We start from the raw sequence: 14,657 nt of genomic DNA on the forward strand, positions 1-14,657 counted from the left end.
GACACGACCATGAGCAAATCCATTTCGCCCCTTCTGCCGATCGTCTATTCCAGCGAGGTCGTCGCCGCAAAGGCGCGCGGAGCCCCGATCGTCGCACTCGAATCGACCATCATCACCCACGGCATGCCTTATCCCGGCAATCTGGACATGGCCCGCAGCGTCGAGCAGATCGTGCGCGACAATGGCGCGGTTCCGGCCACCATCGCAGTGATCGAAGGCGTGCTGCATATCGGCCTCGAGGCCGAGCAGATCGCTGCCCTCGCGCAGATGAGCAGCGTGATGAAGCTGTCGCGCGCCGATCTTGCCTTCGCGCTCGCCGAGCGGCGCACCGGCGCAACCACGGTCGCGGCAACGATGATCGCAGCGGCCCGCGCCGGCATTTCGGTCTTCGCCACCGGCGGCATCGGCGGCGTCCATCGCGGTGTCGAGGAGAGCTTCGATATTTCCGCCGACCTCGAGGAACTGGCCCGCACGGCGGTCATCGTCGTCTCCGCCGGCCCCAAGGCCATCCTCGACATCCCCAAGACGCTCGAGGTGCTGGAGACCCGCGGCGTTCCGGTCGTCACCTACGACAGCGAGGAGTTCCCGGCATTCTGGTCGCGCAGCTCCGGTCTGCGCAGTCCGCTCAACCTGCCGAGCCCGGCGGCGATCGCCAATTTCCAGCGCATGCGCGAACAGCTCGGCATCGACGGCGGCATGCTGATCGCCAATCCGGTTCCGCTCGAGGACGAGATCGCGCGGGAAGAGATGGAAATCTATATCGGCCGGGCGCTGGCCAGCGCCGAGCGCGAGGAAGTCACCGGCAAGGAGGTGACCCCCTTCCTGCTCGACACGATTTTCCACATGACCAGCGGCCGCAGCCTGAAAACCAATATCGCACTGGTGGAGAACAATGCCCGTCTCGCCGCCGAGATCGCGGTTGCGATGAACGCCTGAAAAGTCGGCCGCTTCAGCTCAGATAGCCCAGCCGGACCGCCTCGCCTAGCGCATGCTCGAGACGGTCCGTGCCGAGCTTCCGGCAAAGAGAACCGACCAGATAGTTGACCGTGCGCGTCGACAGCGAAAGCCGTTGCGCGATCGCGTAGGTATCCAGACCGGATGCGGCCATCTCCAGACACTCGATCTCCAGGCTGGATATGCCGGTTCTCTGCCAGTCACGCCGCTTTTCCAGGGCCTCCATGCGGTCGAGAAGATGGATCGACAGGAAGCTGAACTCATCCAGTTCCGCCGCCGACAGGGGTTCTCGCTCGCCGTAGAGCCCGAAGATATGCTTGCGCCCGTCGAGCGTCGGCAAGGTAGCATAGGCGGCCCGGCTCATGCCGTGTGCCGCGAGAAGGGCCATCAACTGCTCCACCTGCGGTGACCTGCGGGCCCTGTCCGTCAGATCGCTCTCGTGCCACTGCCAGACAAGTCGATCGGACGAGACGAGAATGCGGACCGGCGCGACCGGAAGTCCGCCGATGGCATCGAACCCTTCGATAAAACCGGCAGGAACGTTGGTCAGGAGAATCTGGTCACGCAGCGTGTCCGTCGAGGCCGGGCGCGAGGAAAAGAGCTTGAAGTAGCGGAACTGGAAACGTTGCAGCAGGAAATCGATCGCGGTGCCGATCTCGCTCAGGCTTTGCGCCGTCTGGATACGGACGAGCAGGTCTCTGCTGCCGCCGTCTGACACCCCGTCTGCGTCCATCCCACCTCGACCAAATGCCGGATTGCCGGCCGGGCGACCTCTGCGCCCGACCGTTCAAATCACCAGGCGTGCGGCGAGAGACCGCCTGCGGGCAATTTGACAGAAGTCAAGAGCAGTAGGCCAAGGAACGGGGCAAATGTCAATTTGATCCGTCGAGCATTTCGCGCACGGCCACCGCAAGCTGCTTGAGGGAGAACGGCTTCGGCAGGAAGCCGAATTTCGCATCGGCCGGCAGATTGCGGGCGAAGGCATCCTCGGCATAGCCGGAAACGAAGATGAATTTCATGTCCGGATACTTCTTGCGCAGCTCGGTGAGCAGGGTCGGCCCGTCCATTTCCGGCATGACGACGTCGGAAACGACGATGTCGACGGCACCGTCGAGCTCTTCCAGGATGTCGAGCGCCTCGACCCCGGATCCGGCCTCGTGCACGGTATAGCCGCGGGTTTCCAGCATGCGCTTGCCGCCGCGCCGAACCGCCTCCTCATCCTCGACCAGCAGCACGACGGCGGACTTGCCGGTGAGATCGGCAGGTTCGTCCTTCGCGGCACCTGCTGCCCCCTGGGCAACACCGGAAGCGCGGTCGTCGCCGGTCGAAGCGACGCCCCCCGCCGCAGCGCTGGATGCAGTCGCCGGGACAATTTCGGGGATGTGGCGTGGCAGGAAGATGCGGAACTTGGTGCCGCGTCCGACTTCCGATTCCGGATAGATATAGCCGCCGGACTGCTTGACGATGCCGTAGACCATGGCGAGGCCGAGGCCCGTTCCCTTGCCCACTTCCTTGGTGGTGAAGAAGGGCTCGAAGATCTTGTCCATGATCTCCGGCGCGATGCCGGTCCCGGTGTCAGCCACCTCCACCAGGACGAACTCTTCCTCCGGCAGGCCGCGATAGTTGAACGCAGCGGCCTCGTCGGGCGAGATGTTGCGGGTCGTCACCGTGATCGTCCCGCCGTCCGGCATGGCATCGCGGGCGTTGACGCACAGGTTGATCAGCACCTGCTCGAATTGCGACAGGTCGGTCTTCACCGCCCACAGGTCGCGGCCATACTCGACCTTGAGCTTGACATTGCTGCCGGAGATCAGGCGGTCGACCAGCATGCGCAGATCGCCGATCACGTCGGTCAGGTTGAGCACGCTCGGCCGCATGGTCTGCTTGCGCGAGAAGGCGAGCAACTGGCGCACGAGAACCGCCGCGCGGTTGGCGTTGCGCTTGATCTCCATCAGGTCGGCAAAGCTGGAATCCGACGGCCGCGCCTGCAGCAGCAGATGGTCGGAGGAGAGGAGGATCGCGGTCAAGACGTTGTTGAAGTCATGCGCAATGCCACCGGCGAGCGTGCCGACGGCATTCATCTTCTGCGTCTGCGCCATCTGCGTCTCGAGCGCCTTCTGGTCGGTCACGTCGACCGCGTAGACGATCGCCGCCTCTTCCGGCGCCTCGTCGCTCTGGTCGATCACCGCATTGACGTAGAAACGGAAATGCCGCGTGTCGTTGACCGGGTGACGGCTGTCGATCGGCGCGATGTCGACCTGGCGATCCTTGGCCGCGGCCAGCGCCTCATGGAAGCGCTCGCGCTCGTTTTCGTGGATGACGACTTCCAGCTTGCCGCCGCGGTCGACGTCGTCGCGGCTGACGATGTCAGAGAACAGCTTGAGGAACGGCGCATTGGTGCGCAGGATCCGCCCCTCGCCGTCCACCGAGGCAATCGCCATGGGCGTGTTGTTGAAGAAGCGGGTGAAGCGCATCGAAGCGATCGACGCCGACTGGTCGCTGCCGCCTTCCTGACGTGCCAGCACGATCGAACGGCTTTCGCCGGGCGCGCCGTCGCGGGCCGAGCGGACCCGGTGGACGAGCCTGACCGGCAGGCTCTGGCCGTTGACGCGGCGAAGGTCGAGATCGAGCGTCTCGGTCTTCGACTGACCCGGCTCCGCCTGGACGGAATCGATCAGCGCCATACCCTCGCCGGCCACCAGATCGGCGATCGTCATCGAGCCGGGGCTGAACTGGGTCAGATCGACGCCCAGCCATTCGGCCAGAGTCGCGTTGAGATAGTAGATCTCACCCTTGCGGCCGGCCGAGAAGAAGCCGGCGGGCGCATGGTCGAGATAGTCAATGGCGTGCTGCAGTTCCTTGAAGAAGCGCTCCTGGTCGTCGCGCTCGGACGTGATGTCGCTGATCTGCCAGATATGCAGCTTCTTGCCGAGACTGCGCTCGCCCGACAGCAGCCGTGCCTTCAGCCGGTACCAGTGGGCGCCCGAGCCGCTCGCCGTGTGCGTGCCGAGCGGCTTCAGCAGCCGGAATTCCTCATAACCTTCGCGGCCTTCGCGAAGGCCATTGGTCAGGCGATAGAGCGCCTCGCTCGATTCGCGGTAGCGCGACAGCAGCGCCTCGAGCGTCTGCACCTCGGTCGCCTTCTTGGCGCCGGTCATGCGCCCATAGGAACCGTTGGCATAGACGACGCGGCCGTCCTCGTCGGTGATCAGGATGCCTTCCGGCTGGCTGGCGAGAAAACCGCGCGCCAGCGTGTCAGAATGCGACTGCGGCATCACCTCGACGAAACCGATCACGGCGGCGACGATGAAGAATATGCCCATCATCGCCAGGATGCCGAGAATGCCGAGCACGAACTCGTTGTCGAGCTGGCCCTTGAAGAGAACGAACGCGACCGCGGCCCCCAGCAACACGACGGCCAGCAGGATGACGCGCAGTGCCGTACCCGAACGCGTTGCCCGATCCACCAGGGGACCCTCGTCGTCTGCGCCCTTCGGCTCTCTTGTCATATATGCCTCGTGCTCGAACCCGGATGCCGCGTTGCCGCCTGCGATGATGGAAGGAATCGGGCGTGTCGATCATCTTTAGCAATTTGCGGCAGCCGCAAAAAGCTCCGTGCAGGCATATTGCGCGCGCCCATACACAGCAATCCCCACAGGAATGCCGCATTTTTCAAGGAACATGCATCTTTTACCCGAAGCGCCGGCCGAGCCGGCCTCCCTGCCCTTGCCGGATTGCGAAATAGACCGTCTTCTGCCAGAAAGCGGAAAAGGAGAGCCCGACATGTTTGACGAACTGAAGACCGCCTATGCGGACCGTTTTCTGGTCGCAGCACTCGGCGTCAGCCTTGCGCTTCTGTGCCTGTTCATCGTGCTGTGGCTGCTGCGCAACCGCGCGCCCTCGCCCTTCGTCCGCGGCGGTCGCAACCGCCAGCCGCGTCTGCAGGTCCTCGATGCCGCCGCGGTCGATGCCCGTCGCCGGCTTGTATTGGTCCGCCGCGACAATGTCGAACACCTGGTGATGATCGGCGGGCCGACCGACATCGTCATAGAAAGCGGCATCGGCGACGAGCGCGCCTATCTGTCGGCAACGCCGGTCCGGGACACACCCTTGCAGGTCGCTGCCGACCTTCCGCCAGCCGCACAGCCGCAACCCGCACCCGCTCCGCGCGCTCTCGACCGCATGGAGACCCCTGTGGCGCCGGCCGCAAGGCCCGAAGCCGTGCCCGCGACGCGACCCGAAGCGCCTGTCGCCGCCCGCCCCGTGACGCCCGCACCCGCCGCGGCACCGGCGCCGGTGTCCGCCGCCGCCGTAGCGAAGGCCGCTGCCCCAGTTGCAACCCCGGCACCAGTACAGGCGCCGCAGCTCCGGCCGGAACCGAGCGCGGAGATGCGTGCACCCGAAGCGCCGAAGGTCGAGGCGGCTCCCTCGCCGACGCCGAGGCCGGAACCTGCCGCACCGCTGCGGGATGCGGCCGATTTGGCCAGGCCGGAAGGCGTCCGAGCCGAACCCCCGGTCCTGCGCCCCGTCTCCGAGGTGCTTGCCCAGTCGCCGTCCGTCACCGCCGCAAGGCCCGAGCCGAAACCTGCCCAGCCCGTTCCTCCGGCGGCTCCGGTGATGCAGCCCGCCGCTCCGGCGCCTGTCGCTGTCCCCGCCCCAGCCGCCGCACCCGAGCTTCGCCCGGTCGAGGCTTCGGCGCGCTTTGCCACGCCGGCAGCCGCCGCCGTGATGGCGGCGCCATTCGTCGCGCCGTCGCCTGAAATTGCGCCAAGGCCCGCAGTCGATTTGCCGACCATCCCGCAGAGCGATGCCGCCGATATCCTCGAAGCCGCGCGCCAGCGCGTGCTATCGCCGGTATCCGGGCCATCACCGCGCAGCGACGCCCGCGCAGATCTGCCCTCCGCCGCACCGGAAGCCGCTATGCGGTCTGGAGAGCTAAGCGAGTTCGAACGCGTCCTGGAAGAAGAGATGGCGCTGCACCTGGCAGCAAACGACGCCCAGCCGATGGCGCCTGCACCGTTCCAGCCCCTGTTGCCCGAGACACGCGCCGACCGGCCCGTCGTTCCGCCGATGGCGACGCCCGTGCGCGTCGACCCGGCGCGTCCGTCCGCAGCCGCGTCGCAGGAGCCGGACCTGCAGAACGAGATCGCCCGCATCTTTGGCGAGATGTCCGCCGATCGCAACTGAACCGCGGCCCGCTTGCTCCTCAACGCAAAAATGCCGGCGCGAGCCGGCATTTTTCACATCGGCCTTGCGGCCGTTCGATCTGAAAGACAGGCTGCATCCAGCGCCGCCTTATTCGTCGCGATACACCTTTTCGCGCCGCTCATGGCGCTCCTGCGCCTCGATCGACAAGGTCGCGATAGGCCGGGCGTCCAGGCGCTTCAAGCCGATCGGCTCGCCGGTTTCCTCGCAATAGCCGTAGGTGCCGTCATCGATCCGCTGCAGGGCGGCATCGATCTTGGAGATCAACTTGCGCTGCCGGTCGCGGGCACGAAGCTCGATGGCACGGTCGGTTTCGGAGGATGCCCGGTCTGCAAGGTCGGGATGGTTGGCACTCTCTTCGGCCAGGTGGCCGAGGGTTTCACGCGCTTCCCGGAGGATGTCGTTCTTCCATGCGACCAGCTTCGCGCGAAAGTAAGCCCGCTGGCTCGCGTTCATGAACTCATCGTCTTCCGAGAGAACATAATTGCTAAGATTGATCTTCTCACTCAACGCGATTCTCCTGAAGAACATCTCAATGGCGGGCTGTATATCCTTTCGATAACCGGGGTTCAAGCCTAATGGGTGAATGTTAAGGCATTTTTAAATCTGTCATATTTTTAGGCTAAGGGCATATTTTTTCACCGCTATTTGGCACTTCGGCAGCACCTCGGCCGGCCGGGCCTACAGCGCCCGCATCCGACTGTGGTCTAATCGGTTTGAACGCCTGTTGACGGACCTCCCCGACAAAAGCTAGTTCAGGGTAAGAAAGCCCAGTCGCGGAATTCCTTCGGATGACCCTCCTAGCCTCGCCTCCCCAACGCATCTACCTTATGAGGCACGCGAAGTCCGGCTGGGCGAAACCCGGCGAGCGCGACTTCGATCGCCGCCTGGACGACGCCGGCTTGATCGAGGCAGAGCAGGTCGCAGGCGTGGCGGCCAAACGCGGCTATCGCCCCTCCATCGTGCTGTCGTCCTCGGCGGTGCGTTGCCGCCAGACCGCAGAAGCCTTGCGCCGCTCGATTGACGGGGCGACCGAATTCCGCTTCCTCGACGAACTCTACAATGCCCCGGCCGACGCCTATGTCGACCTGATTGAGCAGAGCCGGCAATTCGACTCCGTCATGCTGGTCGGCCACAATCCGGCAATCGAGGAACTGTTCGCCACGCTGGTCGGCATGGATGCCGTCAACCGCACCATCCCGGAAGGCTACCCGACCTCCGGCCTTGCGGTCCTCGACCACCAGGCCGCCGGTGGCGACTGGATCCTCACCGATTTCATCGCCTGACAGCCCCGGGCGCGGCCATTGAGAATCCGGCTGCGACGATCCGGGGGCCGTCCTGTCCTTTTTCCTTGGCCGTCCGCTTCCTATATGCGGGAGGCACATCACGCGGGGACGAATGAATTGCCGCCATCCTTGACCAGCTTCACCGACGAAGCCGCAATCGCACTCGACAATCTCGCCGACCGCGCGGCGAACCTCGTCAATCCGACCATCCGCCTCGGCGTCACCGGCCTGTCGCGCGCCGGCAAGACGGTGTTCATCTCCTCGCTGGTCCACAATCTGCTGCATGGCGGACGCCTGCCGCTGTTCGAACCGATCAGGTCCGGCCGCGTCACCGCCACGCGCCTTGAGGAACAGCCGGACGATGCCGTGCCGCGCTTCCAGTACGAGGATCACATCCGCGCCCTGGTGCGCGAGCGGATCTGGCCGGATTCGACCCGGGCGATCTCGGAGCTTCGCCTGACCATCGAATACAAGAGCGCCAGCGGCTGGAACCGCATGTTCTCGCCCGGCCGCCTGTCGATCGACATCGTCGACTATCCCGGCGAATGGCTGCTCGATCTGCCGCTGCTCGCCCAGGATTTTCGCCAGTTCAGCGACGCGACGGCGCAACTTGCGCTGACCGGCATCCGCACGGAGCTGGCGCGCGACTGGCTCGACCTGTGTGCCGCGATCGACATGGACGCGCCGGCCGACGAGATGGTCGCCCGGCAGCTGGCGACCACGTTCACCGCCTATCTGCGCGCCTGCAAGGCCGACGAGCGCTCGCTATCCACCCTGCCGCCCGGCCGCTTCCTGATGCCCGGCGACCTCGACGGCTCGCCGGCGCTGACCTTCGCGCCGCTCGTCGGCATGCCGGAGACGCGCGCGCCGAAGGGATCGCTGCGTGCCATGATGGAGCGCCGCTTCGAGGCCTACAAGACGGTCGTGGTGAAGCCCTTCTTCCGCGAGCACTTCGCAAGGCTCGACCGGCAAATCGTTCTGGTCGACGCGCTGCAGGCGATCAATCGCGGCCCCGAAGCCGTGCAGGATCTGGAACGTGCGCTCGCCGACGTGCTGGCCTGCTTCCGCGCCGGCACCAACAATGTGCTGACCTCGCTGATCCGCCGGCGGATCGACCGCGTGCTGGTGGCCGCCACCAAGGCCGACCATCTGCACCACGAAAGCCACGACCGGCTCCAGGCGATCACCCGGCGGCTGGTCGATCGCGCCATCCAGACGATCGGCATGTCGGGCGCCGGCATCGACGTCATGGCCATCGCCTCGGTGCGCGCCACCCGCGAGGCAACCGTCAAGCGCGACGGCCATGACCTGCCGGTCATCGTCGGCACGCCGATGGCGGGCGAGAAGGTCGGCGCCGAGCGCTTCGACGGCAATCGCAAGACTGCCGTCTTTCCCGGCGACCTGCCGGACGATGCGGAAGCCTTCTTCCGCTCGATCGACGAAGGCGCGGACCGTCTTGACCTGCCCGAGCTGGACATCGTGCGGTTTCGTCCGCCGCTGCTCGAGGAGACCGGCGGCGGGATCACGCTTTCGGTGCCGCATATCCGCCTCGACCGCGCCATGCAGTTCCTGTTTGGAGATCGCCTCGCATGAAAAGGCCCCCGTCACCGCCGCATGCCGCTCCGCGCCGTCCCGCGTCCTTCGCCATCGAGCAGGAGATCGCGGTAGCCCCGAAGGCCAGTGGCCCCAGGGCGCCGCAGAGTTTCGACGACGAGATCGAAATCACGCCCGACGAGGCCGACCCGTTCATCGGCGGCGACCTCGCCGCGGTCGAACCGCTGGCGATTGCCCGGCCGCGCCGCCGTGGACTGTCGCTCGGCAAGATCACCGCCGGCGCCTTCGGCCTGCTCCTGTCGCTGGCGATCGGCCTGTGGCTCGACGGCTTGATCCGCGACCTGTTCGCCCGCTCGGACTGGCTCGGCTATGCCGCGCTCGCGGTGCTGGCCGTCGGCCTGCTCGCCCTGTTCCTGTTGCTGGCGCGCGAGGCCGTCGGCCTCTACCGGCTCGAAGCGGTGCAGAACCTCAAGGCCGACGCCGAAAAGGCCGTAGCGGAAGGGCGCAAGCCCGCCGCCCGAACCGTTGTGCGGCAGTTGATGCGGCTCGTCTCGACCCGCCCGGAAACGGCGCGCGGCCGCGCCACGCTCGAAGCGAGCGAGGAGGACATCATCGATGCGCCGCAACTGATCGAGCTTGCCGAACGTGAACTTCTGGCGCCGCTCGACATCCGCGCCCGCGGCCTCATCCTCGGCGCCTCGAAGCGCGTCTCCGTGGTCACGGCCGTCAGCCCGCGGGCCATCGTCGACCTCGCCTATGTGCTGTTCGAGGTCTTCCGCCTGGTGCGGGCCATGGCCGAGCTCTATGGCGGCCGGCCGGGCACCGTGGGCATGTTGCGGCTCCTGCGCGACGTCATCGCCCACCTCGCCGTCACCGGATCGATCGCCGTCGGCGATGGCCTTGCCCAGCAGATCCTCGGCCACGGGCTCGCATCGCGGCTTTCGGCGCGCCTCGGCGAAGGCGTGATCAACGGCCTGATGACCGCGCGAATCGGCATCGCCGCCATGGACCTCTGCCGCCCTCTGCCGTTTCGCGCCGTGAAGCGACCCGGCATCGGCGATTTCATCTCCGACCTCACGCCCAGCATGACAGGCAGGCCGGATCAGCCTATGAAGTGACGACCGGCTGGGAGAATGGCCGCTTTTCCCGTTGCCCACGGCTTCTTTTGCGTCTAGGGCAAGGATGCATTAACCATCTCCCGTTAGTTTGACGGCAGGTTATTGGTTGCTCGTACCAAGGTTTGAGTCAATGTCGCTCCGTATCTTCTCGCCAGTCGGCCGCATTGCCGTCATGTCCGTCGTCGCATTGACGGTTACGGCACCGGTTGCCGATGCTGCATCGCGCGACAAGCGCTTCTTCCAATCGGTCGCCGGGGTCTGGAAAGGCCCGGGCGAGATTGTCGCCGGCAAGTACAAGGGCACCAAGTTCACCTGCAGCCTCACCGGCCTGCCAGCCGACGGCAACCTGACCGGCATCACGCTCGACGGCACCTGCCGCGTCGGCGTCTTCTCGCAGCCGATGAAGGCGACGATCGCAGAGGTCGGCGGCAAGTATCAGGGCCAGTTCCTCGACGGCGCCGAAGGCAAGGGCCTCGACATCGTCTCCGGCGCCGTGACCGGCGACCGCGTGGTCATGGGCATCAACCGCAACAAGCTCAACGGCGCCATGGTCGCCCGCCTGCAGAACGACAGCGCGATGAACATCACGATTTCGGTCAAGGTCGAGGATCGCATGGTCCCGGTGATCGGCCTGAAGCTCAACCGTCAGGCCGACGCCTACGCCGGCTCCGTCAAGAACTGACGCGCCGCGGCCAGTGCCGCAAGCGCCTGCTACCGCGATCGCCTGCCCTCTGCCGCGCCACCAGGCGCGGTTTTCGTTTGCGACGACGATGCCCTCGGCACTGCTCAAGGCGAGCCAGTCGGCGACCGCCCTGCCCTTCACCTTGAGATCGCCGGCGATATCGGCAAGCGGCATCAGCACGAAGGCGCGTTCCGTCATGCGCGGATGCGGCACGGTCAACGCCTGCTCGTCAATCTCCAGGCCGTCATAGGTCAGGACGTCGATGTCGATGGTGCGCGGCCCCCAGCGCTCGGTCCGCACCCGCTTCATGTCGCGCTCGATGTCGAGGCAGGTCTCGAGCAGCTTGAGCGGCGAAAGACGCGTCTCGATGGCGGCGCAGGCATTGTAGAAATCGGCCTGGTCGATCTTGCCCCAGGGCGGCGTGCGGTAGAGCCGCGACACGGCTGTAACCCGGCAGTCGTCGCGCGTGTCCAGCCGGCGCAGGGCCAGGCCCATGGCCGCGACGGGGTCGCCGATATTGCCGCCGAGCCCAAGCGTGGCCTGGCGCCAGTCGTCCTCAACGGAAGTGTTCAACGCTCACCTGTACGTAGTCGAGGATTCCAGGCACCGGGGCGCTCGGCTTGCGCACCGAGATCTTCGCCCGGCGGATCTCCGGGAACCGGGCACACAGCTCCTTGGCGATCGTCAGCGCCAGCGCCTCGATCAAGAGGTGCCGGCTGGTGGTTACCGTCTTCTCGATCACCTTGAAGGCGACACCGTAGTCGACCGTGCCCTCCAGCGCGTCGTTTTCCAGCGCCGCCCCGGCCGATACATCCAACTCGGCATCGACGTAGAAGCGCTGGCCGAGGACCTCTTCCTCCGGATAGACCCCGTGGCGGGCGAAGAACGCACAGTTCTTCAGGGTGATCGTATAGACGTCCGTCATCGCGCCTGTCCTTTGCCGGATTCTCGTTGGGCCGCGATCATAGCATCGGCGACGGCCAGCGCGTCCCGGTTGATCGCGACATTGTGCACCCGGAAAACCGAAGCGCCCTTCAGCCTGAGCAGCGCGGTGGTGGCCGCCGTCGCCGCGTCGCGCTCGCCGGCGTCGCGGCCGGTCAGCGTGCCGAGGAAGCGCTTGCGCGATGTGCCGACCAGCAGCGGGTAGCCGAGCGCCAGCAGCTCGTCGCAGCGCGCCATCAGCGCCATGTTCTCTTCCACCGTCTCCTTGGCGAAGCCGAAGCCGGGATCGAGCACGATCGCCTCGCGCGCCACCTTCGCTTCCGCGGCGATCGTCAGCGACCTTTCGAGATAGTCGAACTGGTCGGCGACCACGTCGGCCAGCCGCTCACGCCCGCGGCCCGTATGCATGACGCAGAGCCCAGCACCGGTCGCGGCAGCGATCGCGGCGATTTCCGGCTCCTTCTGCAGGCCGTAGACGTCATTGATGATGTGGGCGCCGGCCGTAACGGCCAGGCGCGCAGTCGCGGCGCGGTAGGTGTCGATGGAGATCAGCGCCTCCGTCTCGCACGCCAGCCTCTCGATCACCGGCAGCACCCTGTCCTGCTCTTCCGCGGGGCTGACGGGCGCCGCCCCCGGCCGGGTCGATTCACCGCCGATGTCGAGGATGTCCGCGCCGTCGGCGAGACAGCCAAGGGCGTGCTCGACCGCCTTGTCCACGCTGAAATGCCGGCCGCCGTCGGAAAAGGAATCGGGCGTGACGTTGACGATCGCCATCAGCCTGCCCTTGCCGTCGAGGGAAATGCCGCGTCCGTGGGCGGCCCGCCAGTATGCGCTCGTTCCGATGGTCACAGCGCGGTCCCTTCCGGCGAAAAATCGCACCCGTCGATATTGCACTCTCAGAGCCTATGCCCCAAGGTCGCGGCGAATTCAACACGACGGACACCGAGAATGAAGACTGCGCGCCGTTTGAGCGTCCTGACAGCCGCTGCGGCACTGCTATTCGGTCTGGGCGACGGAGCCAGCGCCGAGACGATCGTGCGCAAGTCGATCTCCTATTTCCAGATCGGCGGCACCACGGCCGAGGATCTCGACCGCGAACTGGAGCGTCGGGGACCGGAAACCCGCAGCAGCGGCTCGCGCCATCCGGGCGCCACGCAGATCAAGTTCGGCGGAGAACTGACCTATGTGCATTCCGCCGGGCAGTGCCGGATCGGCGAAACCAAGGTGACGCTCAACACAAAGATTATCCTGCCCAGCTGGAAGAACCGCAAGAAGGCCCATGGCGACCTTGCGCTCATCTGGGACGCCCTGTCGAGCGACATCAAGCGTCACGAGGAACGCCACGCCGAAATCGCCCGGCAGTATGCGCGGCAGCTGGAAAAGGCATTGAAGAAGCTTCGTCCGCAACGTAACTGCGAGGCCATGCAGGCCAAGGTGGCGGAAGCCACCGACAAGGTCATCTCGGCCCACGACGCCGCGCAGATGGACTTCGACCGAGTCGAAGCGATCAATTTCGAGAATCGCATGATTCGCATTCTCGAATACCGAGCGAAGCGCAATTCCCCCAAGAATTGAGGTGGGCAGGATCGCCAGCCAGACAAAAATGCCACAGGGCTTGCGTGAAACTTGCAAGCGAGCCTGTGAATAACTGGCTATTTCTCGGCGTGGTACTTGATCATTTCCTGAAATATAAATGTCATCAAGTTCAGTTCATCACGTTTAGACGGTTCCCGAGTTCTCCCTGGCGCATCCTGGTGCCACAGGTGTTCCCTCCCTCGCCTGAATATGGCGATGCGCCCTCCTGCCCCGCTCCTCGCTGACCGAAGAGCGGGGCTTTTTTTGGCTTTGTCAGCCCTGGCGTTCGGGAACGCGCACGACGAGGCCGTCAAGCGCCGGCGTGACCTTGATCTGACAGGAAAGTCGGGAATTGGGCTGCACGTCGACGGCGAAGTCGAGCATGTCTTCTTCCATCGGCGAAGGCGCCCCGACCTTTTCGCTCCAGGCTTCGTCGACATAGACATGACAGGTGGCGCAGGCGCAGGCGCCGCCGCATTCGGCCTCGATGCCGGGAACGGAATTGCGCACCGCATTCTCCATGACCGTGGATCCTTCGGCCGCAGCGAGTTCAAAGCGCGTGCCGTCGAAAGCGATGATGGTGATTTGTGCCATGATGAGGTTTCCAGACTTCGCCGATTGTAAAAAACGGCGAAGTCATCACCCAAAACCGCAGGGCAGTCAACATTCGGCGAGCCAAAATTGCAGCCAGCCACCGCATTGCAGCAAGCTTTGCTTGCGCAATGCGCAACCGTCAGCGGCAGAGCTTGAGGATGAAGTTTTCGGCTTCGATCACCCGGGCGGCAATTGCGGCGACCCGGCCGGCGTCCGGACCATCGCGCTCGACAGCTTCGGCCGCGTGGAAGACCGCATGGGCGCCAACCGCATCGGCGGCATTCTTCAGGCGCTGGGCGATCACGACGCGGGCCGTACCCTCGGACTCGTTGGCGAGTGCCTGGAGGCAGCCGCGGGCCTGACGGGCAAACATCTGCAGGATTTCGATTTCGACCGCCTTGTCGCCCTTGGTCGTGGTGGCCAGCTGGACCAGGTCGATCGGCCGGTCCTTCGATGGGCAACGCCCGCCGTTGTTTTCGGGGGCTTCGAATGCGATATTGAGTGCGGCCATGGGACGATTTCCTTCTTATGGGTTTTCTTGGTACCGGCATCCTCGGCGATGCAGCATCCACATCCGGTTAAACCCGCGCCCATCTGCCGGCAAAACCTTACGATATGGTTAATGACCCCTAAACCGCCGAACCGTATGGTTTTTCACGCGCTAATTTAGTTTAAATGCTGTTAACAATTGCTCCATCGCATTAGGAATGCCGCCCCCACTTAATTGTCTCTGCTTTCTGAATGTGT

At 65.2% G+C, this 14,657-nt stretch carries 14 protein-coding genes and 1 pseudogene; 7 read left to right on the forward strand and 8 right to left on the reverse strand.

Going from position 1 to position 14,657, the window contains the following annotated elements:
- The first annotated feature begins 9 nt into the window (after positions 1-9).
- Positions 10-936: a pseudouridine-5'-phosphate glycosidase gene (locus L867_RS0102255; protein ID WP_028735376.1), complete on the forward strand. Its 927-nt coding sequence runs from the start codon at positions 10-12 to the stop codon at positions 934-936.
- A gap of 13 nt (positions 937-949) precedes the next feature.
- Here L867_RS0102255 and L867_RS0102260 read toward each other — a convergent pair whose 3' ends face one another.
- Both L867_RS0102260 and cckA read right to left on the reverse strand, forming a co-directional pair.
- Positions 950-1,687, reverse strand: a complete 738-nt coding sequence (locus L867_RS0102260) for a helix-turn-helix transcriptional regulator (protein WP_028735377.1) — start codon at positions 1,685-1,687, stop codon at positions 950-952.
- Positions 1,688-1,826: 139 nt separating this feature from the next.
- Positions 1,827-4,463, reverse strand: coding sequence for a cell cycle histidine kinase CckA (cckA, locus tag L867_RS0102265; RefSeq protein WP_028735378.1), 2,637 nt, complete (start codon positions 4,461-4,463; stop codon positions 1,827-1,829).
- A gap of 274 nt (positions 4,464-4,737) precedes the next feature.
- Here cckA and L867_RS0102270 point away from each other — a divergent pair, with 274 nt between their 5' ends.
- Entirely contained in the window at positions 4,738-6,141 is a 1,404-nt protein-coding gene (locus L867_RS0102270; RefSeq protein WP_028735379.1) for a flagellar biosynthetic protein FliO, read from the forward strand.
- Positions 6,142-6,249: 108 nt separating this feature from the next.
- Here the strand turns inward: L867_RS0102270 and dksA are convergent, their stop codons facing one another.
- Positions 6,250-6,669 (reverse strand): RNA polymerase-binding protein DksA, encoded by a 420-nt coding sequence (dksA, locus tag L867_RS0102275; protein WP_028735380.1) that lies wholly within the window; start codon positions 6,667-6,669, stop codon positions 6,250-6,252.
- 320 nt (positions 6,670-6,989) lie between these two features.
- Between dksA and L867_RS0102280 the strand changes: the two genes are divergently transcribed.
- From L867_RS0102280 to L867_RS27880, 4 genes are all read left to right on the forward strand, one after another.
- Positions 6,990-7,445 carry a SixA phosphatase family protein gene (locus tag L867_RS0102280; protein ID WP_232363857.1) on the forward strand — a complete coding sequence of 152 codons (456 nt, stop codon included), beginning with the start codon at positions 6,990-6,992 and terminating at the stop codon, positions 7,443-7,445.
- A gap of 117 nt (positions 7,446-7,562) precedes the next feature.
- Positions 7,563-9,038, forward strand: coding sequence for a YcjX family GTP-binding protein (locus L867_RS0102285; RefSeq protein ID WP_028735382.1), 1,476 nt, complete (start codon positions 7,563-7,565; stop codon positions 9,036-9,038).
- Complete coding sequence (locus L867_RS0102290) at positions 9,035-10,117, forward strand: YcjF family protein (RefSeq protein ID WP_028735383.1); 1,083 nt, start codon at positions 9,035-9,037, stop codon at positions 10,115-10,117. Before L867_RS0102285 ends, L867_RS0102290 begins: the two co-directional genes overlap by 4 nt.
- A gap of 130 nt (positions 10,118-10,247) precedes the next feature.
- Positions 10,248-10,799: a hypothetical protein gene (locus tag L867_RS27880; protein ID WP_084638451.1), complete on the forward strand. Its 552-nt coding sequence runs from the start codon at positions 10,248-10,250 to the stop codon at positions 10,797-10,799.
- A 54-nt stretch (positions 10,800-10,853) separates the two neighbouring features.
- Here the strand turns inward: L867_RS27880 and folK are convergent.
- The 3 genes and pseudogenes from folK to folP form a co-directional block, all read right to left on the reverse strand.
- Positions 10,854-11,372: pseudogene (gene folK / locus L867_RS24355) on the reverse strand (2-amino-4-hydroxy-6-hydroxymethyldihydropteridine diphosphokinase); the annotation flags it as partial.
- Positions 11,356-11,724: a dihydroneopterin aldolase gene (gene folB, locus L867_RS0102300; RefSeq protein WP_028735384.1), complete on the reverse strand. Its 369-nt coding sequence runs from the start codon at positions 11,722-11,724 to the stop codon at positions 11,356-11,358. The pseudogene folK and the gene folB, both read right to left, overlap by 17 nt.
- The gene (folP, locus tag L867_RS0102305; RefSeq protein ID WP_028735385.1) at positions 11,721-12,590 is read right to left on the reverse strand and encodes a dihydropteroate synthase; all 870 of its coding nucleotides are present in this window, start codon (positions 12,588-12,590) and stop codon (positions 11,721-11,723) included. The genes folB and folP overlap by 4 nt, the downstream gene beginning before the upstream one ends.
- A gap of 99 nt (positions 12,591-12,689) precedes the next feature.
- Here folP and L867_RS0102310 point away from each other — a divergent pair, with 99 nt between their 5' ends.
- The gene (locus tag L867_RS0102310; RefSeq protein ID WP_051438765.1) at positions 12,690-13,316 is read left to right on the forward strand and encodes a DUF922 domain-containing Zn-dependent protease; all 627 of its coding nucleotides are present in this window, start codon (positions 12,690-12,692) and stop codon (positions 13,314-13,316) included.
- A gap of 273 nt (positions 13,317-13,589) precedes the next feature.
- Here the strand turns inward: L867_RS0102310 and L867_RS0102315 are convergent, their stop codons facing one another.
- Both L867_RS0102315 and L867_RS0102320 read right to left on the reverse strand, forming a co-directional pair.
- On the reverse strand, positions 13,590-13,910 hold the full coding sequence (locus L867_RS0102315) for a 2Fe-2S iron-sulfur cluster-binding protein (RefSeq protein WP_028735387.1): 321 nt from the start codon (positions 13,908-13,910) through the stop codon (positions 13,590-13,592).
- A 139-nt stretch (positions 13,911-14,049) separates the two neighbouring features.
- Complete coding sequence (locus L867_RS0102320) at positions 14,050-14,421, reverse strand: hypothetical protein (RefSeq protein WP_028735388.1); 372 nt, start codon at positions 14,419-14,421, stop codon at positions 14,050-14,052.
- Positions 14,422-14,657 lie beyond the last annotated feature (236 nt).

It is taken from the genome of Paenirhizobium selenitireducens ATCC BAA-1503 (genome assembly GCF_000518785.1).
GTDB classification, from domain to species: Bacteria; Pseudomonadota; Alphaproteobacteria; order Rhizobiales; family Rhizobiaceae; genus Allorhizobium; species Allorhizobium selenitireducens.